This is a genomic window from Nostoc sp. (assembly GCF_036917655.1).
Lineage (GTDB): Bacteria > Cyanobacteriota > Cyanobacteriia > Cyanobacteriales > Nostocaceae > Nostoc.
In genome coordinates, this window is record NZ_JBALCY010000047.1 from 105326 (window position 1) to 131323 (window position 25998).

The following is a 25998-nucleotide window of genomic DNA, read 5'->3' on the forward strand; positions in this document are numbered from 1 at the left end:
TTCTCGCAGGATAGCTAGCGCGATGACTTCTTTCCATCCCACAAAATTGGATAATTTAATTTATTGAAAATCCCTTACCGTAAACCTGGGTTAAATTTGATTACTTTTCCCAAAAGAGCATCAAAGCTAAAAAATTGTCAATAAATAGGAATTGCAGTTCACGGGATAACTCAAATTAGTTTCTCCACGCAATAGATGAGGTAGAATTGCTGAACCGACTGGCGGTGCAACAAGCGATCGCCCGTGCTGCTCAAGGATAGTTTATCCGTTATGAAGTTGATGTTCTAGGCGCAAATAACCGAGTAACAACAATCGATTTTTCACTGCGTCCCCTTCCAGACGAGACGGGTCAAGTTGTTTTGTTGATTCCAGAAGGGCGAGATATCACCGAACAACAAGCCGCGCTGCGCGAATGCAAAAAACTGAAGAACGTTGGCACTTAGCGATCGCCGGTACTAATGAAGCAATTTGGGATTGGGACATATCTACTAATCAAACCTTCCGGTCTGAGCTTTGGTTCACAATGTTGGGATATGAACCCAACGAAATTAGCAATAGCGATGACGAGTGGAGTATTCGCATTCATCCTGATGACTATACAAGAGTCATGGCTGCACAAGAGGCTTATTTGCTCCAGCAAGTTTCAGATTATAACGTCGAATATCGTCTCCGGTGCAAGAATGGCAGCTACCGATGGTTTCGATCGCGGGCAAAAGCGATCTGGAATCAGCAAGGAAATCCAGTGCGATTGGTCGGTTCAATTGCGGACATTAACGATGTCTCCGACGCTTTGAAATACGCCTTTGCTGGTAATCAAAGAGGTGAAATTCAGGTTAAGTTTTATCAAGCATCTGAGTCTACTTTGACACTCATTATTCGAGATAATGGTATTGGTTTACCTGAAAACTTTGATAGCAAGAAAGCTAAAATGCTGGGCATAACTCTTGTCCAGGGTTTAGTCAAGCAGCTAAGGGGAAAACTTGAAATTAACTCTCAACAGGGAACAGAGTTCAAAATTATTTTTACAAACAGCCGGGCATGAACATGATTGGCATCTCATCAAACATGCAGACAAAAGAGACAGTTCGAGTCCTTGTTGTTGAAGATGAATATATCCTTGCGATCAACTTACAAGAAAATTTAGAGTCCTTGGGATATGTTGTTGTAGATATCGCTGATTCCGCAGAAGCCGCAATTGAGAAAGCAACCGAACTGCGCCCAAACTTGATTTTAATGGATATCAGATTGCGAGGCGAGATGGACGGTATTCAAGCATCTGAGCAAATCTGGCATCATTTACAAATTCCTGTTATCTACGTCACAGGTCATTCTGATAAAAGAACCGTGGAGCGGGCAACGTTGACATCCCCCTTTGGGTATATTCTCAAACCCATCAAGGAGCAAGAACTTTACGTTGCCATTCAAACAGCACTCAATCGCTACGATCGCGAACAATTTTTGAGTTCTGTGCTTGGGGGAATGGGTGATGGGGTGATTGTAGTCGATCTTCAGTTAAGCATCAAGTACCTAAATCAGGTAGCTGAAGCTTTGACAGGGTGGCGATGGGATGAAGCCAAGGGACGGATGTTAACCGAGGTGATCAAACTCGTTGACGAAGAAACTCAGATCCCCGCCCAAAATCCAATTATCGCAGCCCTCCAACAAGAAACTACTATCTATCTAGGCAGTAGCGTCCTACTAATTGCCAGAGACGGGACAACTACACTAATAGCTGATAGCGCTACTCCCCTGAGAAATAATAGTGGTGTAATTACAGGAGCCGTACTAGTTTTCCGGGATGATACGCAACGACGGCTAACCGAAGAACGGAATCTCGCAGATGAACGTGCCCAACAGACAGAAATTCGAGTCACAGAACTCCAACGGCTGAACCAGTTGAAAGAGGATTTTCTGGCAACCACTTCTCATGAAATGCGAACGCCCTTGTCAAACATCAAAATGGCAATCTCCGCGCTAGAAAATATTCTTGATCGGCAGGGCATCTTAAATTCAAACGCACTTTCCCCATCTGAACCTGTAGCCCGCTACTTAAGTATCCTGCGTGAGCAGTGCGAACAAGAGCTAGATTTAGTAGACAATTTGCTGCATATACGAATGCTTGATGCAGATGTCTATCCATTGGAATTAACTTCAATTCAACTCCAAAACTGGCTGCCTCATGTTGCCGAGTATTTTCAGGAACGGGCTGGAGCTAGGCAACAGACTTTGCAAGTTAGCATTCCTGCAAATTTACCACCTTTAGTTTCAGACTTAGCTAGCCTGACCGAAATTGTCTCAGAGTTACTTAACAATGCTTGTAAATACACCCCGCCTGATGAACAGATTACGGTTGATGTTCAGGTAATTGACACCACAAAAAGTCTAATCAATAAGGATGCTGAATCTGGTGGATTACGTAATTTTCAACTTCCTTACTTTCAAATCACAATTAGCAATTCTGGGGTGATGATCCCCAAACAAGAACAATCTCGGATCTTTGAGCCATTTTACCGGATTCCTCAAAGCGATCGCTGGCAACATGGCGGCACAGGATTAGGTTTAGCATTAGTGAAGAAGTTAGTCGAATATCTCCAAGGCACAATAGAAGTTACCAGCACTCAGGGCTGGACAACGTTCATAGTTCAACTGCCGTTAAACTTGTGACACAACGGGTTGTTCTTTTTTCACTTTAGAACTGCCGCGCTTGTTAATTTAACGTTACCAAGTTCGACTGATTATTTTCGACCCAGAAGAGGAGATGATCGTCAAATGGCAAAAGTAGAACAATACCGTCAAATAATTCAAGAATTGTTACAGGCTTACAGTGAAATTAAATCTAGTAACGAACAAGTCGAAGCCGAAGTAATTTTTGATGACGAGCGTAATCGCTATCAACTTGTTCATGCAGGCTGGTCAAACAAACGCCGTGTATATGGCTGTGTTTTACATCTAGATATTAAAAATGAAAAAATTTGGATTCAGCACGATGGTATAGAAGGAGGTATTGCCAATGAGCTTACCAATCGAGGTATACCGAAACAAGATATTGTATTGGCTTTTCATTCCCCCTTCAAACGACAATTTACCGAGTTCGCTGTTGGCTAAATTTCCACAAAGAAAGTCACTAACCCCAATGCGGAGGATGAAAACGAGATGTTCTCATCTAACGCTTAGGTTGCTCTATGGGAATTTCGATCGCAAACTCTGCTCCTTTGCCAACAGATGAGGTACAGGTAATCTGTCCTCGGTGTTTTTGCACGATAATCTGATAACTAATGGATAATCCTAGCCCACTACCTTTGCCCACAGGTTTTGTCGTAAAAAATGGGTCAAATAAACGCGATCGCACCGACTCTTCAATACCACGGCCATTATCAGCGATCGCAATTTTGACCATATTCAAGTCTATCACCTCTGTGTGAATCCAAATTTGGGGAGTAGGAGATTGATTTCCCACTCCCTCTTCTATTGCATCAATAGCATTATTCAACAGATGCATAAATACTTGGTTTAGTTCACTCGCATAACAAGTGATTAGGGGCAAGTTACCATAATCTTTCACTACAACAATTGCGGGACGGTCTGCTGCTTCCCTGAGTCGATGTTGTAACATTACCAAAGTGTTTTCGATGTCTTCATGGATATTTACCCGCTTCATCTCTGCTTCATCATGCCGAGAAAAGTGTTGTAACGCCCGGACAATTTCCCGAATCCGATCAGATCCTCTATACATTGCACCTATAAGGTTTTGCAGATCCTTAATCATAAAATTCAGGTCTATATTTTTGGCTATTTGCTGAATTTTTGGTGTGGGTTTGGGATATTCCTGTTGATAGACCTCAATCATATTCACTAGGTCTTGCACATATTGACCAGCATATTGGAGATTGCCATAAATAAAACTGATGGGGTTATTAATCTCATGAGCAAGCCCAGCTACTAACTGCCCCAGCGCCACCATCTTTTCGTTCTGAATCTGTTTAACTTGAGAGGCTTTCAAGTTGTCAAGAGCCTGCTGGAGCAAAAAGTTTTTTTCTTGCAGTTTAACTTGGAGCAAACGTAAATTAATCTGATTTTCAATTCGCAACACAACCTCTGCCCCATGAAAAGGTTTTGCAATATAATCTACACCGCCAACATCAAAGGCTTTTACCTTATCTACAACATCATCCAGGGCGCTAATAAAAATTACTGGGACTTCACAAGTTTTATCGTCAGCTTTCAGTTGTTGACAAACTTGATAGCCATCCATATCTGGCATATTGATATCCAGCAAAATCACATCAGGCAAAACCATTTGACACGCAGTCAGTGCCATTTTACCGTTTAAGGCTTTGCGAACTTCAAAACCCTGTGCAGTCAACATCGCCGATAAAAGCCGCAAATTATCTGGGGTATCATCGACTACCAAAATATTTCTTTTATGATAGTTAGTTTGATTAAAATGCATTATTATCAAAAGCTAGGCGGATAATTATTGAGGATAGTAAATGCTTCTTTGAAATCACCCTGAAATTTGTTGATCGATTTTACCAAAATACTTATATTTATAGTTTAACTCCCACGGTGGCTGGAGAGTTTTACAGACGCTCAAAGCTATCAGCCAGTTATGAGGTTTGCGAACGTGATAGCCTGCTGACAGCAGTATAGTAGATAGCACATGCAGATTATCTAGCCGAGCGTCAACAATGAAATTTTTCCCAGATGCTATTTGATAGCTACCATTGAGGGGCTGCGGCAAGCAACTTAAGAACCAATTGTTGTTCTATGGGTTTAGAAAACAGATATCCTTGAGCAAAATTACAGTTTAAACTTCTCAATTGAGCTAACTGTTCTTGTGTTTCGACACCTTCAGCGATCGCACTCATCCCCATTGAGTTGGCAATGCCAATCATTGCTGGTACTAACCCCATATTCTCTTTGTTTTCCAGCATCCGTTTTACGAAAGATTTATCGATTTTGAGTGCATTCAAAGGAAAGATGTGCAGATAACTCAAAGATGAATACCCTGTACCAAAGTCATCCATAATCAACTTGATTTTTCGCTGCTTTAATTTTTGCAGAATTATTTTAATCGCATTAGTATTTTCCATAATTACACTTTCTGTAATTTCTAATTCTAAGTATGCAGGATTTATTTTATTTTCATAAATTATTCGGTCAATTTGTTCTACAAAATTGGGTTGTGAAAATAACCTTGCACTCAAATTGACACTAATAGTTAGAGGTTCGGGTGTCACTGGATGATGTTGCCAGATGCTTAGTTGATGACAAGCTGACTCTAATACCCAAGTATTGATGGCATTAATCAAACCTGTTTCTTCTGCCACAGGAATAAATTCTGTAGGAGAAACCAGACCGTGAATCGGATGTTGCCAGCGCACCAAGGCTTCAAATCCAGAAATTCTGCCTGTAGGTAGGGAAACAATTGGCTGATAATAAACGAGGAATTCTTGCCTTTCAACAGCCCTTCGCAGGTCATTTTCTAACTCTAAAAGCTGAATAGCTTCCTGATGCATCCCTGGATTAAAAACGTGATAGTTGGCTTTTCCTTGAGCCTTAGCTCGATACATTGCCGTATCAGCATCCCGCAGCAAATACTCGGGGCGATCATAATCTTTATTCCCCCAACTAATACCAATACTGGCATTCATAAATACTTCATATCTTGACAGTTTAAAAGCAAGTGATAGCTGTTGCAGAATCCGTTCGGCAACTTGGATTGCTATGTTGATATCTGTGATATTTTCTAGGAGAATTCCAAATTCGTCCCCGCCTAATCGTGCTAAAGTATGAATAGGCATCAGACATGCTTGCAGGCGGCAAGCGATGGCTATGAGCAATTCATCTCCCACCACATGACCAAGAGAATCATTGACAACTTTGAAGCGATCGCAGTCTAAAAAAAGTACCGCATACTGATAACTAGATTCTTGCTTCGCCCGATTTAGAGCATTTTCTAATTGCCTAATAAATAAAACTCGGTTTGGTAATCCAGTCAGTGAATCATGCAGCGCTATGTCTAGCAGTTGACTTTGCAATTTCTGGCGGGAAGTGATTTCTTTTTGGAGTTTTTGTAGAGCTTTTTCTAGCTCCCCAGTCCGCTGTTTTACCCGATCTTCCAGTTCGACATTTAGTTTCAATATTTCTAATCGCGCCGACCTCAATGCCAGTTGGTTTTGGACGCGCACTAAAACTTCTTGAAATTCAAAAGGTTTGGTGATGTAGTCTACACCACCTACCTTAAAGGCTTTAACTTTGTCAAAAACATCATCTAAAGCGCTAATAAAAATTACCGGAATATCGGCTGTTAGTTCCCAAGCTTTAAAGGTCTGACAAATTTCATAGCCATCTACTTCTGGCATCATAATATCGAGTAAAATCAAATCCGGTAATACTGTTTGAGTTGCTGTCAGTGCCATTTGCCAGTTCAAAGCTTTACGAACGTTATACCCTTCTCTTGTCAATATCGAGGATAAAACCCGGAGGTTGTCCGCCATATCGTCAATGATCAAAATATCTTTTTTATCGGGGTCTAAATGCTCGTAATTCATTCTATGTTTCTTCTAGTCAATTCCATGATTTTCTCAAACTGGTAGTTATTTGCTAAATCCCGGAGAACTTGAAAAACTTGACCATTATCTGATGGAATTTGCTTGATTAACTCTAAAATCAGTTAATCGCTACAGCTGGCTGCGGCATAGTGCATCTGTTGGAGCCACTCAGGTGACATTTGTGATAAATGGCTTAGGAGTTCGGCAACACTGACAAACATCTGTGTGGATTGATCGACAACTGCTGTGTTTATGGTATCTACTTGTTTGGTATACTTTACACCCAGATGTTGGCTCAGTTTTTCCAATAATACTTCCTGTGTGAATGGCTTGCGAATAAAATCATCGCAACCAATAGACAAAATTTTCTGGCGTTCTTCCTCAAAGGCGCTAGCAGTTAGGGCAATAATAATCGTGTGTGTATTGGAGTAACCCTATGTTATCCCAGAGAAGTTGAAAGCGGGAGGCAGGCCTGTTGGCGTCCGCGTTCGCAAAGTGGACGCACCAAAAGCATCATTTCCCATGACACCAGTGACTGAGTTCCTCCAACGCCTAATTTTCAAACTTTGCGACGCCGAATAGCCCGCACTTCTCTACGAGACGCTACGCGTAGCTTGCTTCCCAAAGGGTACGACAAAGCTCAGTGACCATCGTAGACATCGCACCTGAATTTGCTCAGTTTTATCTGGCAATATTTCAACACATTTTCTCAGATGAACTGAAATTTAACCGATAAGCTACAGTATGCCATTCTAAAATTCAGGTCGCCATTAGTACTCAATCCTAAAATTTAATTTTTAATTGCTGATGTCTTGATTTTCCGGTCTCAAAACCTCTGGACTTGTACAAAAACTTATCTTTAACCACAACAATTTTAAAACTTTCATGCAAATACAAAGTATAAACAAAAAAAATTCCAAAAAATTTACTTTGTATTTTTTATTTTGAATAAATGTTAATTTTGTTGTGGAAATATGTCAACCTCATCGCCGATTTGTAAAATTTTTCCGGCTGACGATGGGGGTAATTGGGTATTGACACTCAATCTGTAAAAGTGATTAAAAGGTGATGAAGCAACCCAATTTGGTAGAGTTGCTTGTCGCTGGGTTGCAAAGATTTTTTGAAAGTTTGGGTAAGCTTCTCCTAAGTAAGAATCACGTGTTGGGACAATACAACGCTGACATGGGTTAACCCCAAAAAAGTCCACATCTCCCACTCGAAAGGAAAATAAATTACCTTGTTCACTAAATAACTGATCTTCCCAAAATGCTGGTACACCACTAATCTCGATGTTGGCACGCATCCGACGGCGCATTTCATCTACACTTAAACCGGGAAACCAAGAAGCTACTTCTGCCAACGTTGCCGTACTAATTACCGTTGGGCCAAGTGAGTGTGTATCGTCAGGAAAGCCCATCAAAGAGTTTTGGCTTAATGTGACAGCAAACTCAAAAAAATCACTCAAAGTTGCTTCTAGCGCTTGCCGTTCGTCATCCAAATGAAAAATTTGTTGTGAGTCGCCGCCTGGGATTTGTAGCGATATAGTTCTATTGAAGAGTGCAAATTGCGCCCTTAGTAAATGAATTTTAGCATGACGCTTGCCATTGACAAATCTACCCTGTTCGTCAAAAATAGCAAACTCGCGATCATGCTGTAGTGCGCTACTAGCAAGAACTCTAGCGTTATCGACTTCAATACCATCCAGTGATTTAACTGGATACAGAAAAATCTTGGCTAGATAAGGCATCATAGGAATTTTGGATTTGAGATTTTGGATTAAAGATTGGTGATTTAGCAGTCCCCAATCTAAAATCTAAAATTCTTTTGTTACTTAACCACCTTTATTGTCAATTTATGGATATAGTGGCGATTTATCTATTCCTCCAATATGATTTAGAGGCCAGAAGCGAACTACAGCCCGTCCAATAATATTCTGGCGGGGGACAAGACCCCAACAGCGGCCATCATAACTATTGTTACGATTGTCACCTAGTACTAAGTATGAGTCGGCTGGTATAGTCTGGGGTTTTGCCAAAAAAGGTGGCTGTGGCCCTGATTGACAAACATCAATTACTGTGGTCTGCCCAGAACTGAGATAATTAGCCTCTGGTAGGGGTTTGTTGTTAACATAGACCTTGCCATCTCTAAGTTGTACTTGTTCTCCAGGTAAGCCAATTACCCGTTTAATAAAAGCATCCTGGTATTGTTCTTTTTGTAATTCTTTCGTAGGTGAAAATACTACGATATCTCCCCTCTGCGGGTCAGCAAATTTATATTTCAACTTATCGACAATGATTTTGTCTGCCTCCCACTGGTTTGGCGTACCATGCAGAGTCGGTTCCATCGATCCCGAAGGAATCCAGCGTGCTTCAGCTACAAAGGTACGAATACCCAGAGCTAGAACAATGCTCAATACAATTGTTCTACCTAGCTCTGCGATCCAGGAATTATCGGGTTGTTGACTAGAGTTGTTATCAGACACTTGATTATGCATGAAATTACTTAACTAAGGAAAGATGTAGGTAATTAACTAGCCTAGTGAGACTTTATCTGTTAATCTTAACGGGAAAACTTTAATTTCCTAGTCATGTTCGCATCTTGACTACCAATTTTAGATTGTGGATTTGAAATTTTGGATTGGGAGTGTTTCTTCTGGTTCATGACTCGCCTCTGGTGGGCGAAACCAATCTCAAATCCCCAAACCGCATACTTTCTAGGATAAGGTCAATCCCAAATCCCAAATCTAAAATCCAAAATTGATTGATGGGGTTCTTCATAAATTAAAAATAAACTTTTTTTAACAGGCGGCAAAATTGCTCACTCAGAGCGCGACTAAGTTTAACCTAAAAGCATAGTTCTCTGTAATACATAAGCTGCCTTTGCTTAAGAAAACGTCCGGGAAATAGCCATAACTCTTGCCACGATTGAATCTCTCATTTTTAATTGTTGAACCCTATGTCATCTCCACAAATTTTACTTATTCGCCGCGCTCGCATAATCTTACCCAATGGTGAACTGATGATTGGGGATGTGTTGACGCGCGATCGCCAAATAGTCGAAGTTGCGCCAGAAATCTCCCAAACAGCACTAGTCACTGAAATTGACGCAGAAGGCTTAACTTTGTTGCCAGGGGTTATTGATCCGCAGGTACATTTCCGGGAACCTGGACTAGAACACAAGGAAGATTTATTCACCGCCAGTTGTGCTTGCGCTAAAGGCGGAGTCACTTCTTTTTTAGAAATGCCCAACACACGCCCCCTAACAACGACACAGCAGGCTTTAGACGATAAACTAGACCGGGCCTCACATAAGTGTTTGGTTAATTATGGCTTTTTTATTGGGGCAACAGCAGAGAATTTACCAGATTTGCTTTTGGCCAAGCCAACACCGGGAATTAAGATTTTCATGGGGTCGATGCATGGTCAGTTGCTGGTTGATGGCGAAACAGCACTCTCTGGGATATTTGCCAAAGGCGATCGCTTGATTGCCGTTCATGCCGAAGACCAAGCTAGAATTAACCAACGACGCCAAGAATTTGCCAATATTCACGATCCAGCCGTTCACTCGCAAATTCAAGATAATCAAGCGGCTTTGCTTGCAACTCAACTGGCATTAAAACTTTCTCAAAAATATCAACGTCGTCTGCATATCCTGCATATGTCAACGGCTGAAGAAGCAGATTTGCTGCGTCAGGATAAACCTAGTTGGGTAACAGCAGAGGTGACGCCACAGCATTTGTTGTTGAATACCAGTGCTTATGAGAAGATTGGTACTCTAGCACAGATGAATCCACCTTTGCGATCGCCCCACGATAACGAAGTTCTCTGGCAAGCTTTGCGCGATGGCGTGATTGATTTCATCGCTACAGATCACGCCCCCCACACCTTAGAAGAAAAAGCTCAAGAATACCCCAATAGTCCTTCGGGAATGCCTGGGGTGGAAACTTCCCTAGCCTTGATGTTAACTGCGGCGATGGAGGGACAGTGTACTGTGGCTCAAGTTGTAAACTGGATGTCTAAAAACGTAGCTGTGGCTTATGGTATTCCTAATAAAGGAGCGATCGCACCTGGTTATGATGCCGATTTAGTGCTTGTAGATTTAAATACATACCGTCCAGTCCGGCGCGAGGAACTTTTAACCAAATGCCGTTGGAGTCCCTTTGAAGGCTGGAACCTCACCGGCTGGGCTAAAACCACTATTGTCGGCGGTGAGATAGTTTATGACAAAGGCCAGGTAAATACGCAAGTGCGAGGTCAACCTTTAATTTTCATGTAGCAAATATTTATTTAAGCTTACGTAGTAGACAAATGATTATACATCAAAGTCATACTTTGACTCGCAAGATTTTCATCTACCAGAGTCAAGACTAGACCAATGCAGTTTGGTTAAAGGTAAAAGACGAAAATCCTTGTTTTTCCTCCTTTACCCTTTTAACCAAAGGGTATTGACTTGTCGATGTATCAGAAATTGCAACTTTAAACCCTGAATTTATTTGTAAGTGTTTCAAGTCAAATCTTCAATAACTACTCCCTTCCCGCAATAATATTACCTATTTATTCTTCTTTTCCCTGCTTGGCGTCCTTCTCTAACGAGACGCTGCGCGTTGGCGGAAGCCTCTCGTAGAGATGGCGGTTCGTTAAAAAAACTTAGGTATTCTTCCAGATGGATAAGAGTAAACAAGCTAATGGAAATGTATTGCGATTCATCTCATAATGCTTGTCCCCAGAAAATATCCCCGGAAACATAACTATAGAAATAATCAAGGAGAATTTCTATGTCCTTCAAAATTTTGGCTTTAGACGGTGGCGGTATTCGTGGAGTCATTGCAGCACGAATACTTCAACAAGTAGAACAAGAAATTAGAAATCAGGGGAAAGGAAACTTTTTACACGAATACTTTGACCTGATTGCTGGCACTTCTACCGGTTCAATATTAGCAGGAGGAATTGCTGTAGGAAAGGATAGTGATGAACTAATTAAACTGTATAGAGATAGAGGTAAAGATATATTCCCGCCCAGTAGAAAAGAGCGCTATAAAAATTTACCGTCCATCATTCAACCAATTATTGATGTATTCTCAGCACCTAAATATTCTCATGATGGAATTATTAGCGTCCTCAAAGATGCGTATAAATCCACAAGAATAAAGGATATTGAAAAACCTATTATCTTGATTCTTGCTTACGATACGCTATATCGGAATACAACCTTTTTTACAAATTGTCATCCCGATCTAGGAGATAGATGGTACGATGACTGTTATTTATGGGAGATATGTACCGCTTCTGCCTCAGCTCCCACTTTTTTCCCACCATATAAATTAGAACCTGTAGATAAACAAAAATTTGGTGATTGGGAATTCCCACACATTGATGGAGGAGTATCTGCTAATAACCCCTCTCTTGCAGCTTTAAGTCTAGTTATGAGGATTAGTCAGTCTTCAGTCTCTCCAACAATCAAGCAAAAGTATAAACTTGATAATCTGCGATTGGAAGATATTTCTATTCTTTCTATTGGCACAGGTCAAACTGGTAAACCATATCAATATGAGCAAATAAGCAAATGGAGAGGTTTAGACTGGGTACAAAATCTTACTAATATCTTTATAGAACCTACATCTGAGATTGGTAGTACGATTTGCCGACAAATCATGGGTGGATACGATTCTAAACGTTACTTACGTCTTCAGTTTGACTTAAATGAGACATTTGAACCCAAACCAAAAGAGACTTATAAAGATCCTCGCATTGTATTACCTCCAGAAGAGCGAAAAAACCGATTTACAGGAAAAAAAATTACTGAAGAAATAGATAACACTAGTTCGGAGATTCTTCAGCAGTTAATAGATACTACCTCTGCATTCATTGATAAAGGTCTTACGTACTATACCAGAGACGACTCCGGTTATCCGATAAAAAAGGCGATCGCCTCTTTCATTAAAGATAACTAATACTTTGTCAAGCTAGTTTTGAGGGTTTGTAATAAGGACTTTAGTGCTGAGAAAATAAGGACTAAAGTCTTTACTACAAATTTGTTTAGCCATCTATTTAAACTTGATAGACTACTAGTGCAACCACGTAGGCATATTAATATCAACTAATATAAGATAAAAAATCTCGTAGAAATACGAGATTTTTTATTTAATATTTCCTTGAGTTCAGTGCTAATTACAGATGTGAATAGAAGAAATATTTGCTAGATAAAATTAGTTAAATTTCTTTTACACAATCAGAAAATAGTTTCTGATTGTGTATAGATTGTGAGCCTAACTGGGGAATACTAAGTGTAAGTAAAGTTAGACAACTTATACATAAATTGATTGTTGTTTAATTTTTCTCGACTAGCTTTCGCTGCTAAATAATCCCGATTGCTTCTTTGAATGATAGTAGGAAACTAATCTGGTTCAACCAAACTGACTAAGTTCTGTAAAAATTCTCATTTAATCCAACAACAGTTTATTTACATTTGCTTGATTCGTACACCATCTAAATCAGTTTTTAACTGCTTATTACAGCAATAAAGCTACTAGATGCCAATCCGGAATATATATCAATACCGTTCAGTTAAGAATCACTGTAGGTTCAATACTATTCGGACAAGATTCCCGCGTCTGGATTGACTCCCTTTTTAAAGGGGTGAAGGGAAAAAACTCAACCTATTTGTACCTCTGTTTTTAGCTTTAACTGAACCCTATTGCAATATATCTGCTGTTGAACAATTCTTTCGTTTATTTTTGGTTGAGATAACAATGTTAGTGACTGACAGTGGTGAGCGTGGTAGTGGCAGATAGGACGAGTGTGGAGTTCTCCCTCGACTATTTGCAGAAATTTTCTAGTGTTGTGATCAAAAAAGTGAAATCTCTCGTACTTCAGTCGGGAGATGAGCTTAAATCGCGGCAATGACTTTGCTAATGGCACAATTGAATGGTATGAGTTCGACTTGACGAGTGCCCCCATGCCCATAAGTCAAACTCACACTCAGATAACTATCTGGCTTGTAGGGCAATCGTTCTGCCCATTCAACTGCCACAATTCCTGGTATGACTTCAACACCTTCCCAGTAACTTTCTAAATTCAAGGCTGCAACTTCTTGTGGTTCTAAGCGATATAAATCCAGGTGGTAAAGGGAGAGGCGTCCTTCCGTATACTCATTAATCAGCGTGAAAGTGGGACTGACAATGGGTTCAGCAATTCCCAAACCTTTGCCAATGCCTTGAACTAGGGTAGTTTTACCAGCGCCTAAATCACCTTCTAGTAAAATTACACTGCCAGGGGTCAGGGATTCACCAAGAGTAATACCTAAGCGTAGCGTCGCCTCTGGATCTGCAAGAAAAATTTTCATAATTAGTCATTAGTCATTTGTCATTACTCATTAGTCTAAACAAAGGACAAATGACAAATTTTCATCTTCCGTGATGACCTCTACCGTACCACCGCAATAACACTCGTGCTAGTTTCTGCGGGTTGTGACGGACAAAACCTGTTTCATCTTCATACAAAACATTAGCTGGAACAATCCTTCGCCCTAGCTGAGTTACGGCTTCTCTATCCAGGAAAACTGGATGGGAGTTTTGTTGGGCGTAGCGGATGAGTGATTGCTCCGAGGGGGATTTTTTGTGTATTAGCACAGCATCAAATAGCCGTCTTTGCCCACAAGCAGCATCAATTGCTCTGATGTGATCGGCAACAGTGTAACCTTCAGTTTCTCCTGGTTGAGTCATTATATTGCAGATATAAATACGGGGGGCATCTGTTTGAGCGATCGCATCGGCAATTTCTGGTACTAATAAATTAGGAATCAGACTTGTATAAAGGCTACCTGGGCCAATAATGATGTAATCAGCTTCTTTAAGAGCCTTAATAGCTGCTGGTACTGCTGGGGGATTAGCTGGAGTGCAGCCAATTTTAACAATTTTACCGCCAGCTTTGGGAATGCTAGACTCCCCATCAATGCGGCGACCATCGGCTAATTCTGCCCAGAGGCGAACATCACTGAGAGTTGCTGGTAGTACTTGTCCCCGTACCGCTAGCACTTTGGAACTGGCTGCAACTGCTTGTTCTAAATCTCCAGTAATATCACTCATTGCCGTTAAAAACAAATTGCCAAAACTGTGACCTGTCAACCCATCTCCAGCCCGAAAACGATATTGAAACAATTCTGTCAATAACTTTTCTTCATCTGCTAGTGCAGCCAAACAATTGCGAATATCCCCTGGTGGTAGCACTCCAAATTCTTGACGCAACCGCCCAGAAGATCCACCATCGTCGGCGACAGTGACAATAGCAGTAATATTAGCGCTATAGGTTTTCAGTCCCCTCAACAACGTAGAAAGTCCCGTACCACCACCAATTACCACTATTTTCGGGCCTCGGTACAATCGATGATGTGCCAGCAAGACATCAATGAGTTCCTCTCCGCCTTCTGCTCTTAGTACCTTAGTAATTGAGCCTACAGTGCGAGTTTGCCCCCAAAGCACTAACAGCAAGCCGCCAAGCAGCACCAAAGGCCCACTGATATAGTTGGGTAAAATGTTGGTGATTACTCCCAGAAAATTCCTAAACAACTCGATCATCCAAAAAATTGGGGTCAGCTTAATCCAAATAGCTAACCCCAAACTCGCCAGCAGTACACCCCCAACACTGATTAACAACCAACGTTTTACCGATAGTCCAGGGGATAACCATTTGAACCACTGATTAACCCGATAGGAAGTACGAGAGCGCGACTGCTTTTGCAGGGCGTTGAGGGCTTGTCTGAGAAAACCAATTGACATACCTGATTTGGAGCAGTGCTACAAACAATAATTAACAGAAAATGTACACCACTTGGTTTAAAACACCAGGCGTGAAACTATTATATTTGTCTATCCCATTAGACTAAGAGAAAGTCGTGAAGATTGCCAGTATTCCCACTTAAACAATAGCCTGGCTTGGCAAAAGTGAATTTAATGGAAAAACGAATTTTAGGATTAGATCCAGGACTGGCAATTTTAGGATTTGGGGTAATTACCTGTACACAAATTCCCAACAAGGTGCAAGAGACTACAGTAAATATGCTGGATTTCGGGGTAATTAAAACGTCAGCAGGTGTAGAAATGGGACAGCGCCTATGTACCTTGTTTGATGATTTACACACCCTAATGGAGGAATTTCAACCAGATTTGGTGGCGATCGAGAAACTATTCTTCTATCGGATGTCAAGTACAATCCTGGTTGCACAGGCGCGGGGCGTACTCATTTTGGTGTTGGGCCAGCGTCGTCTTCCCTATGTAGAGTTTACTCCTGCTCAAATTAAGCAAGCTTTAACAGGCTATGGCAATGCTGATAAGTTAGATGTGCAAGAGGCGGTAGCGCGGGAGTTGGATTTAGATGAAATTCCCAAGCCTGATGATGCTGCCGATGCTTTGGCAGTAGCATTGACTGCTTGGTTTCAGGTGTAGGTTTGTACGCAAACAATAAAGTTCTCAAATGAACAATAAACTTCTTTTCTAACTGGCACAGAAGTACAAATGCTTAAGTCTTGCTTCATGTAGAAGGATAAAAATGCTACCTAAAGCTTATTACGCAGCCGTGCAATTGAAAGAACTGTGTGAGCTATTTCCAGAAATTCAAATCCGGTTTAGTGAGTGCGTTGGCTGATAATCCACACGAGTCTATCAAAGCTATGGTAAGTGTACTGACCGCTCAGGGAACTAAGGCCAAAGAAACCATGCATTTAGTTGCTGCTTCTTTAATAATAATTAGCGTTTAATTATATCATACAGAAGCGCAAAAAATTCTTTATTACTGATATTAAAGAGATTTGATAATATGGATTAAAAAACATCCCTTGTGAATGAAATCGATAATATGTTTGATACCGATAGAGCAGGTATATACGTAGAAAAACTTTTTGGATACAAAGCTTTTATACCTAGTTCTGTATAGTGTCGTAATTGCACTTGGTTTTTAGTCTTATTCACCACCCGCAGCCATGCCCCCTTGCTTTGACAAATGGTGTCAACAGTTTGATGATGTGTTTACTCATAAAGCTCAAAAAAGAGAAAGCTAGTTTAGGTTACATTTGGGCTTAATTTTTGTTTAAGTCCCGTTGGCATTAAAAGTCAACTAAAGCATTTTTTCTAAGAATTGCTTGGCCCTTTGGGACTGAGGATTTTGAAAAAACTTGTTGGGAGTGGTATCTTCTGCTAAAGTCCCTTGATCGAGAAACATAATTCGACTAGCTACAACTCTAGCAAATCCCATTTCATGGGTAACAATCGCCATTGTTATCCCTGTCTGAGCTAAATCTTGCATCACTTGGAGTACATCTTTGACCATTTCTGGGTCTAAAGCAGAGGTGGGTTCATCAAATAAAATCATCTCTGGTTCCATTGCCAAAGTGCGGGCTATAGCTACCCTTTGTTTCTGTCCTCCTGATAGTTTGGATGGAAAGACATCTGCTTTTTCCTCTAAGCCCACCTTTGTCAATAACTCCATCGCTTTATTTTGGGCTAACTGCCTCTCTACTCCTTTCACTTTGATCGGAGCATAGGTGACATTTTGCAATACTGTCATGTGGGGAAATAGATTAAAGTGTTGAAACACCATCACTAGCTGTTGACGAACCTTGGCAACGTTTACCTTGGGATGAGTGATTTCTTGCTCATGAAAATAGATTCTGCCTTTAGTGGGGCGTTCTAGCAAGTTCAGGCACCGCAGAAAGGTAGATTTACCCGAACCAGAAGGCCCAAGAATAGCAACGACTTCCCCTTGGCGAATCTCCGTAGAAATATCTTTTAGTACATCGAGTTTGCCAAAGGATTTACACAAGAATTCTGTCCGAATTACGACTTTACTCACTTTGTCTTAACTTCCTTTCTAAAACGGATGCACTCCTAGTCAGACCCATAACTAAAACATAGTAGATTAACCCCGCAAACAGCAGAGGTTCAAAGTAGATATATTTATTTGCACCAACAATTTGGGCACTGCGTAATATTTCCACTACACCAATTGTTGATACCAAAGCTGAGTCTTTCAACAGTCCAATAGTTTCATTCACCAATGCAGGTAGAATGTTCTTCAATGCTTGGGGCAAAATTATGTCCCACATCATCAAGCGATAAGGAATACCCATAGACATCGCCGCCTCAGTTTGTCCTTTATCTACTGCTTGAATTCCACCCCGGATGGTTTCTGACATATAAGCCCCAGAGTTGAGGGTAAAAGTTAGCACCCCTGCTTCTAAAGCCGAGATATCATAACCTGTCAGCTGGGGTGTCGCATAGTAAACCAAAGCCAACTGTAACAGCAGGGGCGTACCTCGAAATACAGAGGTGTAGGCGTTGGCAAGCCAGGTGAAGGGCTTGATAGCAGTGATTTTGCACAAAGAAAGAACTGTACCCCAAATTAACCCTAGAAATACTGACAATAGCGTAAACAACAATGTCAAAGGGATGCCTTTGAGGATAAAGGGAATGTCTGGGATAATTCTAGTAAAGTCTAGATTCAGCCCGCCTTTAGTAGGAGATTTAGATACAGTAGCGGTTGAGGTAGTTTGCGAAAACCACTTGGTGACTAATTTTTCTATTTCTTTTTTGTCCTTCATTTGTTGCAGGACTTTATTAAAAGGTTCTACTAAACCCGAACCTTTAGGAAAAGCGATCGCCGAGCCACTAACCTCGTCTGAGGAAATAATGTTAAACTCTAAATCTGTGTTGGCTTGGGCGAATCCTCTAGCAACGGTGTCCTCGACAATTGCTGCATCAATTCGCCCCGATTTGAGTTCCTGAATTATTTCTGGTACTCTATTGAGTTGTTTTAGCTGAATCCCTGTAACTTTTTGGGCAATTTTTTTAGCATTTTGCTCTTGGATAGTCCCCAGCTGTACCCCGACTTTTTTAAGAGCTAGGTCTTGAGTCTGTTTGAGATTGCTATTTTTGAGAGCGACAATCGTATCTTTTGCTTGGTAATAAATAATTGAAAAATCAACATTTTTCTGACGTTCTGGTGTGGGAGTCATCCCAGCCATAACAAAGTCAGCCCGCTTCGCTTGCAGTGCAGGAATTAATCCATTAAAATCGGATTCTATTACCTTGAGTTTAAATCCTAGTTCTTGAGCAAGAGTCTTGGCAATATCTACATCAAAGCCAACAATTTGCCTCTCACCCTTGTTAGTATCATAAAACTCATAAGGTGGATAATCTGGGGAAGTAATCATCGTCAGGGTGTCTTTGCCAATAGATGAGGCTGCTTTTAGAGAATGGCTATAAGCTGTGATGATACTAATCAATATCATTGATGCAAGCAGCATCGTTAATAACCATAGTTTTCTTTTATTCATGAACTTGATAATTATTTAGGCAAACAGTGTATAACTCTTAAGTATGGACACTAGCCAAAGAAAGAAGAATTAATGTCACACCTAAAACTCTATATTGATCTGGTGTTTGTGGTGATGAGACAAACTCTTCAAACTGAGCAGCTAATAGTTATCTAAAAACATTCTAAACAAGAAAGAGACGTGAATTTAAGCACGTCTCATATGATGGGAAAAGATTTCGATTGAAACTGAACGGAGTCGGAGCCACCGAAAGTCCGAGCTAAGTAAGTGGGCGAGAAAAGTTCAATGTATATGAAGAAATATAAATTTGAAGTAGGGGAGCCACTGCGTTCATTGGTGTCAACTTAACGTAAAAACCAGTCTAGACAAAGCTTTGATAGATTCCCTCGTTCCCAGTCTCCGACTGGGAATGCCTATATAGAACCCATTTGAGATCTATTCCTGAAACTAAAAGCCTTGCAGCTAGCTGGTTTTATCCCTGTTATTGCAAAAAACAGTCTTGTTAAGCAGGCTCTATCATTGATCGCAAAGTAACGGCTTACTTCAAAGCCAAGCACCCCAGCAAAAGATGTCAAATGGGTTCTATAAGGCGGAGCCTCAAGACTAGCGGCAGAGCCGCAATTGAAGAGCATTTCCAGTCTCTGGCTGGAAACGAGGTTTTAAAGGGGTTTGCGCTTAAGTTGACACCAATGCACAGCGTTGCGCGGGTTTCCCGCGTTGTTCGCGCAGCGTCTCCCCGCAGGAGTTGTGTTACGCCGTAGGCTAACGCATCTTGAATCGTTGACGGTGCCTTGCGCTGCGCGACAACACACCCTACATTTAAATTTCTTAACATAGCTTGAAATATTAGCGCCGACTTACTTAAGTGTTGACGTTGCGGAGCAAGTTATGTTTTAAATTCAAGAATCCCGGTGCATAAATGCGCGGGGAGTGTCAAACGGTATAGTATCTCGCCAGCCTTTGGCACAAGCAAGATACCTTCATCCTCACGGTTAACCCATTCAGTGGGTCGAATGGTAGCCGGGTCACGATAGTTCAAGTTATGAGCAGCACAGCGTTCAGCAGAAATACCAGTAGCTAAAGTGACGCGAATCCGCGCTTGTTCCCCTTTTATAGGATCAAAAGTACCCATACCTTTTAAGTGAGTACTATGAGCTAGCACTCCACCGGGATGCGCTTGGAATTTATCCCACTGTTTGAGGAAGTAATCCCGGACATGATAGCCAATTTGGGCTAGAATTTCGCCGTGTGTATAGCTAAACTCGGTAATGTGAGGAGCATATATAATTACTTCACCTCCGTCGGCCACTACTGGCTCTAACTTGTACATTCCTTTAGCTGCTGTCCAAATGTCGTCATACATTTGAGGCATTACTGAAAGCACTTGTTTAAATGGCTGATCTACATATTTAATATGCAGTTTGGCCGATAATTTTGCAGCATATTCCCAAGCTGACTCTGGTTTATCTATATATAGTCCAGCTAGCTGATTCGTTTTTGGTGCAACCACCATCGCTAGGCAAAGCTTCGGGGTAGAAATCAGGTTAGCGGCTCGGTTAATCAAGCGCCGAACTGGTGTTATTCCGGGTGTACCAATAATTTCGTAACAGGTAATTAAAGCACCTAACCAGTGTGATAGATCAATTACTTCCTGACCACCAATACCGGGAAAAAAGTATTTATTTCCACCAGAGAAACCGACAACTTCGTGGGGAAAGACCGGGCCGCAAATAATTATTAGATCGTACTCTGTTACAAGCTTATTAACACGCACATCAACTACCTGATGCAGCATTCCACCGCTAATCTCTGCTATCTCATCTGCGGAAATTACGCCACAAGAAATGAAAGTATCTGATATATTCCAAAGGTGGTTAAAGATGCGAACTTTTTGAAAAGTTGTCTCTCGCTCCTCTGGTGTAACTCCCACCAAATGATTGATTTGTTCTTTACTCATGGGATTATGTGTACCCAGAGCAATTAAAAAATCTAGAGCCGCAACCCTTTTACCCAACTCCTGATGAAGCAATCGAAACATTTGAGGTATGGGAGCAGTGCGGGTACCATCTGGAATTAAGACCAAGATGCGCTGTCCATCCAACTTAGGGTCTGCTAAAGCTTCATGAACCAGTTCGGAAACCTGCTGATCTGAAAGTGTCCCGTTAGTTACAGCCAGTGAATACATTATTATTAAACTCCACTGTAGATACTAAACCCACCGTCTACCGGCACCACTACCCCGTTGACAAAACTAGAACCAGAACTGCATAACCAGATCAAAGTGCTGAGTAATTCATCCGGTTTTCCGAAACGTCCAGCGGGGGTATGCTCGATAATTTTTTGCCCGCGTATAGTCAAGCTTCCATCTGGATTTAGGAGTAAATCTCGATTTTGTTCCCCAATAAAGAAACCTGGCGCGATCGCATTTACTCGCATTCCATCTCCATACTTTTGGGCGAGTTCTACGGCTAACCAGCGAGTAAAGTTATCTATCCCCGCTTTCGCGGCTGAGTAGCCAACCACGCGGCTAATCACCCGAATAGCAGACATAGAAGAAATATTCACAATACAACCGTGGGGCTGATTTTTTTCGACCATCGCTTGACCAAAAACTTGGCTGGGCAGTAGAGTACCGACTAAGTTTAGGCTAACTACTTCCTCAAAAGCTGCGTGTGGCAGATCAAAAATAGTTGCATCAGGGGTAATTGTGGCAGCCGGAATATTACCGCCAGCCATGTTTACCAAAATGTCTATTTGACCCCAATGCTGTATAATTGTACCCTTGGCTATTTCTAATTGGGAGCGATCGCTAACATCTGCCAGCACAGCTATGCTTTCTCCACCGTTAGCGGTAATTTCAGCTACTACCGCACCCGCCCGTGCTTCATTACGACCCAGAACGGCTACTCGCGCTCCAGCAAGGGCCAAACCCTTTGCCATAGCCCCACCAAGCACACCAGAACCTCCTGTGACTACTACTACCTGCTCTTTGAGGCTAAAAAGTTTATTTAAAATCCAGTCTGACATCGATGATTTCCCTGGTTATTGCAATTTGTAATTAATAAAAGTCAATATTTAAACGCAAAGGTACGCAGATAATTCGCTACGAATTAATGAAATGTTGCGCTCCAGATGCAGGGAGGAAAAAGAGATTTTATGAGTGACCTTGAAAGGGCTAGTGCTAATAGTTTGATTTGGGAGAATTGGTATTAGTTTAGTTTGTAAGCAACTTTAGCGAGGTCGTAAGCTAAAGCGCGGGCCATGTCGTAGCCTTCTTCTTCTTCAACTAATCCCCGTGTTACCAATCCGGCTAACCAATTACAAGCTACTCGCCGCCAAACATTGTGACGAGCCGGAATAGAAACGAAAGCGCGGGTATCATCATTAAACCCAGCAGTATTATAAATTCCGGCAGTTTCCATTACCTGATTGAAATAGCGTTCCATACCATTTACGCTGTCGTGAAACCACCAAGGCGGCCCGATCAATATAGTCGGATAATGACCGGCTAAGGGAGCCATCTCTCGGCTTAGGGTGCTTTCATCCATGCCAAAAATAATTAAGCGGAAGCGCTGATCATTACCGTAGGCTGATAACAACGGGCGCAGGTTTTGAGTCCATTCTATTTTTAGCGGAATATCAGCACCTTTATCAGATCCAAATCTCTCAAATAAAGTCGGGTTATGGTTACGCATAACACCACAATGCATTTGCATCACCAAACCATCTTCCACACTCATCCGCGCCATTTCCATGAACATATGACCGGTAAAATGTTCTACATCCCCTGGATTCAGCTTGCCGGTTAATGCTCTAGCAAAGATAGCTTCTGCTTCTTGGTCGGAAAGGCGTGTGGTATAAGGTGTAGCTGCACCTTGATCGGTAGCTGTCGCGCCCATTTTTTTAAAGAAAGCTCGACGTTCTTCTAAAGCTTGCACAAAAGTGGCGTAAGTGCTAATTTCTCTGCCGACAATGCTTTCCAATTTGGTAAGATTTTCGCGCCAACCAGGAGCATCCAAGTTAACTACTGCATCTGGTCGAAAAGTTGGTCTGATTTGAGTAAAACCTTCTTTGTGGAGCGATCGCTGATTCTCTAGGCTATCACTGACTGCATCGGTAGTACAAAGCACTTCGATGTTAAAGCGTTTGAATAAAGCACGAGGGGAAAACTCAGGCAAAGCTAACAGACCTTCCAGGTAATCATAGATATGTCCGGCATTGCGAGAATTTAAAGGTTCATCTACGCCAAAGACGTTAGTGAGTTCGTCTTTCAGCCACAACCCGGACGGAGTACCCTGGAATAGATAAAAATGTTCGGCGAACAATTGCCAGATTTTGCGGTGGTCAGTTTCTGGCGGTGAACCATCACTGGTAGGTATGCCCAAAGCTTGTAGAGGTACGCCCCGACTATAGAGCATCCGCAAAAGGTAGTGGTCAGGGATAATCAGTAATTCGGTCGGTGAACCAAAACGGGCTGCTGGATTAGCTAATAAGGCTGGATCTACGTGGCCGTGTGGGCAGACCAGAGGTAGCGCAGATACACTGTCAAAAAATTGATGGGCTAGTCGTCTTTGAATTGGTTCTGGAGAAAAGCAGCGATCGGGAGATAAAGTCGGTTTTTTGGTTAACATAATTTTTGTTTGGTTAAAATCTTTAGTATTGCTGAGTGAAAATATGAATTTGCCTCACGCCTGGACGCAGATAAATCCCGTCCATTTTGAAACCTGGAGTTTTTAATCAGAGGATATTTCGGTTGCGGCTTGAAGATGAGCTTTACTCTGATTACAAAAAAAACTACAACTTTCAAGATAGACACGCTTTAAGATTACTTACTTAATACTTTGCTACTACCACGCTGTAATAGAAAAGGAGATAAAACGCGGTTTTCCACAGTTTTTTCTTCTAATAAATCGAGTAACATTTGCATGGCTATGCCACCAATTTCCAACATTGGCTGGCTGACTGTCGTGAGTGCCGGCGTAACGTAACGGCCCAGAGCGATACCATCAAATCCCACAAGACTTAAATTTCGCGGTACTAAAATACCTAGTTCTTGGCAGGCTAACAGAGCGCCAACCGCCACCATGTCGTTATAACAAAAGATGCCTGTTACTTCAGCAGCCAATAGTTTAAAAAGCATATTTTGTCCAGTGACAACATCGCTTATTCTGGTATCATATTCATCACTAATTGAAACCCAATCAGTATTTTGTGGTATACCAGCTTCAGCAAGAGCCATTCGATATCCTTCTAGGCGCTGCTGATTCGACCTGCTGCGATCGCCTACACCCAGATAACCAATAGCGGTGTGTCCCAGACTTATTAGATGCTCTACGGCTAATTTAGCACCTAAGCAATCGTCTATTGCCACTGAATGAAATATTTCGGATTGATCTTCGGTCTGGCTATTAATCAGAACTGTGGGCACAGCAATTTGCGTTAGTTGTTTGGTATGCTGTTTACTAATGCGTGAGTCGGCTACTAAAATCCCATCTACTCTCCGGCGATGAAAAGTATCAATAGCTGCTATTTCCTGCTCAAAATTTCGGTGGGAAGCACTTAACAAAACACTCAAGCCTGCTGGTCTTGCTATCTTCTCGATTCCCTCTACTACCTCAGCGAAAAAGGGATCTGCGATGGAAGTTACTACTACACCAATGGTATTAGTACGTTTATTTTGCAAGCTCTGAGCTATAGCATTCGGCACATAACTCATCTCCTGCGCCAGTCGCTTAATTTCTTCTCGCACTTTCGGGCTAATTAGAGCGTTATCTCGCAACGCGCGTGAAACTGTGGAATGAGAAACGCCTGCTTTGCGAGCAATATCTTCTATTGAAATTCTTCGTTTATTCATTTTTTATCTTATGCTTTTAAAGCATTGCACACGTGTGCAATAATATGTATTATAGAAAATAATCGTTATTTGTCAAGAGATTTAATACAACTCACATTTTCATCGAAAGGAGTCAGGAGTCTTGAATTCTGCCTCCGTTTCAATAACTTAACTTTTCTTAATAAAAATATGATTAAGCAGTCAATGATTATTCTCGTAATGGGTGTATCCGGTTCTGGCAAAACCACCATAGGAAAACTGCTAGCAGACTCGTTAGAATGGGAGTTTAGCGACGCTGATACTTTCCACTCGCCAGAGAATGTTGAGAAAATGCGGCGCGGTATCCCTCTGAGTGAAGCTGACAGGATGCCTTGGTTACAAGATTTGCTAACAGCTATTAAACATTGGCTGCAAGAAAATCAAAATGTGGTGCTGGCGTGTTCGGCTTTAAAAGATAGCTATCGGCAATTTCTGGTATTGGATAGCGAACGCATCAAGCTAGTTTACCTCAAAGGGTCTTATGAGTTGATTCAAAAGCGGTTGCAAGAGCGTAGCAATCATTACATGAGCGAAAAACTTCTCAACAGCCAGTTTTATACTCTTGAAGAGCCATTAGAAAATACCATATCTATGGATGTTGCACAACCACCGCAGATAATTGTCCAAAATATTAGAACGGCTTTGGGAATCTAGCTTATTGATGACAACCGTAAGATTAAGATTAATCACGTCTCTAAAAAAACACGAACTTTTGGCAACTAAATTACATCAGATGTCAGTCTAAAGAAATATCAAAGCAACCACATAACTGGAGTGGTGGGAGTAAACTAGTGTTTCTAAGATTAGCGCAACAACATCAGGAATTCGTCCAAGACTTGGTAATGAACCTGCAAGCCCTGACAATTATACTTGAGCGGCGTGGCTATACTGCGTCTTGTTATACATGCGGCGACCAAATGAAGAGTGCTTCATTTATGGTTAGCCTGAAACAAAAGCACCTGATTCGATTTTTAGTGTCTGATTACGGGATTACTTGGATGGAATTGTGGGACGATCGCGAATTAATGAAGTTTGAGGGTGCAGAAGCGATAAACCAATTACAAGAGTTGGCTAATATTGTCAAGCATTCTCCTGCCATCCAATTGACAAATTGACACTCGTCTGAGTGAAGCTGATAAAAAAATTAACATAGATTTTGCATATGTGTGTAAAACAAAAGATAAACTTACAAATAGCACTTTATGCACACGTGTGTATAAAGTCGTCGCTACCGAGAAGGCATCAAAA

At 41.5% G+C, this 25998-nt stretch carries 20 protein-coding genes and 1 pseudogene; 8 read left to right on the top strand and 13 right to left on the bottom strand.

Annotation, left to right across the window (positions count from 1 at the left end; translation table 11 throughout):
• The first annotated feature begins 412 nt into the window (after positions 1-412).
• The 3 genes from V7K30_RS17225 to V7K30_RS17235 all read left to right on the top strand — a co-directional run bounded on the left by V7K30_RS17225 (position 413) and on the right by V7K30_RS17235 (position 3105).
• The gene (locus V7K30_RS17225) at positions 413-1042 is read left to right on the top strand and encodes a PAS domain-containing protein (protein ID WP_335001217.1); all 630 of its coding nucleotides are present in this window, start codon (positions 413-415) and stop codon (positions 1040-1042) included.
• A 23-nt stretch (positions 1043-1065) separates the two neighbouring features.
• Complete coding sequence (locus tag V7K30_RS17230; RefSeq protein WP_335001219.1) at positions 1066-2664, top strand: hybrid sensor histidine kinase/response regulator; 1599 nt, start codon at positions 1066-1068, stop codon at positions 2662-2664.
• Positions 2665-2769: 105 nt separating this feature from the next.
• On the top strand, positions 2770-3105 hold the full coding sequence (locus V7K30_RS17235; RefSeq protein ID WP_335001221.1) for a XisI protein: 336 nt from the start codon (positions 2770-2772) through the stop codon (positions 3103-3105).
• A gap of 58 nt (positions 3106-3163) precedes the next feature.
• Here the strand turns inward: V7K30_RS17235 and V7K30_RS17240 are convergent, their stop codons facing one another.
• The 5 genes and pseudogenes from V7K30_RS17240 to lepB all read right to left on the bottom strand — a co-directional run bounded on the left by V7K30_RS17240 (position 3164) and on the right by lepB (position 9048).
• On the bottom strand, positions 3164-4450 hold the full coding sequence (locus tag V7K30_RS17240; protein ID WP_335001223.1) for a hybrid sensor histidine kinase/response regulator: 1287 nt from the start codon (positions 4448-4450) through the stop codon (positions 3164-3166).
• Positions 4451-4718: 268 nt separating this feature from the next.
• Positions 4719-6554, bottom strand: a complete 1836-nt coding sequence (locus tag V7K30_RS17245) for a two-component system response regulator (protein WP_335001225.1) — start codon at positions 6552-6554, stop codon at positions 4719-4721.
• Positions 6551-6982: pseudogene (locus V7K30_RS34270) on the bottom strand (response regulator); the annotation flags it as partial. The pseudogene V7K30_RS34270 and the gene V7K30_RS17245, both read right to left, overlap by 4 nt.
• A gap of 527 nt (positions 6983-7509) precedes the next feature.
• Positions 7510-8301 (bottom strand): MOSC domain-containing protein, encoded by a 792-nt coding sequence (locus V7K30_RS17255; RefSeq protein WP_335001373.1) that lies wholly within the window; start codon positions 8299-8301, stop codon positions 7510-7512.
• Between the two features lie 105 nt (positions 8302-8406).
• Positions 8407-9048, bottom strand: coding sequence for a signal peptidase I (lepB, locus tag V7K30_RS17260; RefSeq protein WP_335001228.1), 642 nt, complete (start codon positions 9046-9048; stop codon positions 8407-8409).
• Between the two features lie 461 nt (positions 9049-9509).
• Here lepB and V7K30_RS17265 point away from each other — a divergent pair, with 461 nt between their 5' ends.
• Together V7K30_RS17265 and V7K30_RS17270 are read left to right on the top strand one after the other, a co-directional pair.
• The gene (locus tag V7K30_RS17265; protein ID WP_335001230.1) at positions 9510-10829 is read left to right on the top strand and encodes a dihydroorotase; all 1320 of its coding nucleotides are present in this window, start codon (positions 9510-9512) and stop codon (positions 10827-10829) included.
• Between the two features lie 499 nt (positions 10830-11328).
• Positions 11329-12504 carry a patatin-like phospholipase family protein gene (locus V7K30_RS17270; RefSeq protein WP_335001231.1) on the top strand — a complete coding sequence of 392 codons (1176 nt, stop codon included), beginning with the start codon at positions 11329-11331 and terminating at the stop codon, positions 12502-12504.
• A gap of 935 nt (positions 12505-13439) precedes the next feature.
• Here V7K30_RS17270 and tsaE read toward each other — a convergent pair.
• Both tsaE and V7K30_RS17280 read right to left on the bottom strand, forming a co-directional pair.
• The gene (tsaE, locus tag V7K30_RS17275) at positions 13440-13895 is read right to left on the bottom strand and encodes a tRNA (adenosine(37)-N6)-threonylcarbamoyltransferase complex ATPase subunit type 1 TsaE (protein WP_335001233.1); all 456 of its coding nucleotides are present in this window, start codon (positions 13893-13895) and stop codon (positions 13440-13442) included.
• 61 nt (positions 13896-13956) lie between these two features.
• Positions 13957-15327 carry a gluconeogenesis factor YvcK family protein gene (locus V7K30_RS17280; RefSeq protein ID WP_335001235.1) on the bottom strand — a complete coding sequence of 457 codons (1371 nt, stop codon included), beginning with the start codon at positions 15325-15327 and terminating at the stop codon, positions 13957-13959.
• Between the two features lie 174 nt (positions 15328-15501).
• Here V7K30_RS17280 and ruvC point away from each other — a divergent pair, with 174 nt between their 5' ends.
• On the top strand, positions 15502-15993 hold the full coding sequence (gene ruvC / locus V7K30_RS17285) for a crossover junction endodeoxyribonuclease RuvC (protein WP_335001237.1): 492 nt from the start codon (positions 15502-15504) through the stop codon (positions 15991-15993).
• Between the two features lie 667 nt (positions 15994-16660).
• On the opposite strand, the gene V7K30_RS17290 is transcribed toward ruvC, so the two are convergent.
• The 6 genes from V7K30_RS17290 to V7K30_RS17315 form a co-directional block, all read right to left on the bottom strand.
• Positions 16661-17395 (bottom strand): amino acid ABC transporter ATP-binding protein, encoded by a 735-nt coding sequence (locus V7K30_RS17290; protein ID WP_335001239.1) that lies wholly within the window; start codon positions 17393-17395, stop codon positions 16661-16663.
• Entirely contained in the window at positions 17388-18878 is a 1491-nt protein-coding gene (locus V7K30_RS17295) for an ABC transporter permease subunit (protein WP_335001241.1), read from the bottom strand. Before V7K30_RS17295 ends, V7K30_RS17290 begins: the two co-directional genes overlap by 8 nt.
• Before the next feature lie 886 nt (positions 18879-19764).
• Positions 19765-21063 (bottom strand): lactate racemase domain-containing protein, encoded by a 1299-nt coding sequence (locus V7K30_RS17300; RefSeq protein WP_335001243.1) that lies wholly within the window; start codon positions 21061-21063, stop codon positions 19765-19767.
• 5 nt (positions 21064-21068) lie between these two features.
• Positions 21069-21905, bottom strand: coding sequence for an SDR family oxidoreductase (locus V7K30_RS17305; protein WP_335001245.1), 837 nt, complete (start codon positions 21903-21905; stop codon positions 21069-21071).
• 182 nt (positions 21906-22087) lie between these two features.
• A complete protein-coding gene (uxaC, locus tag V7K30_RS17310) occupies positions 22088-23509 on the bottom strand; it encodes a glucuronate isomerase (protein WP_335001247.1) in 1422 nt (473 codons plus the stop codon).
• 194 nt (positions 23510-23703) lie between these two features.
• Positions 23704-24732, bottom strand: a complete 1029-nt coding sequence (locus V7K30_RS17315) for a LacI family DNA-binding transcriptional regulator (protein WP_335001249.1) — start codon at positions 24730-24732, stop codon at positions 23704-23706.
• Positions 24733-24915: 183 nt separating this feature from the next.
• On the opposite strand from V7K30_RS17315, the gene V7K30_RS17320 reads away from it, so the two are divergent.
• Both V7K30_RS17320 and V7K30_RS17325 read left to right on the top strand, forming a co-directional pair.
• Positions 24916-25404 carry a gluconokinase gene (locus V7K30_RS17320; RefSeq protein ID WP_335001375.1) on the top strand — a complete coding sequence of 163 codons (489 nt, stop codon included), beginning with the start codon at positions 24916-24918 and terminating at the stop codon, positions 25402-25404.
• A gap of 137 nt (positions 25405-25541) precedes the next feature.
• On the top strand, positions 25542-25865 hold the full coding sequence (locus V7K30_RS17325) for a DUF1815 family protein (protein WP_335001250.1): 324 nt from the start codon (positions 25542-25544) through the stop codon (positions 25863-25865).
• Positions 25866-25998 lie beyond the last annotated feature (133 nt).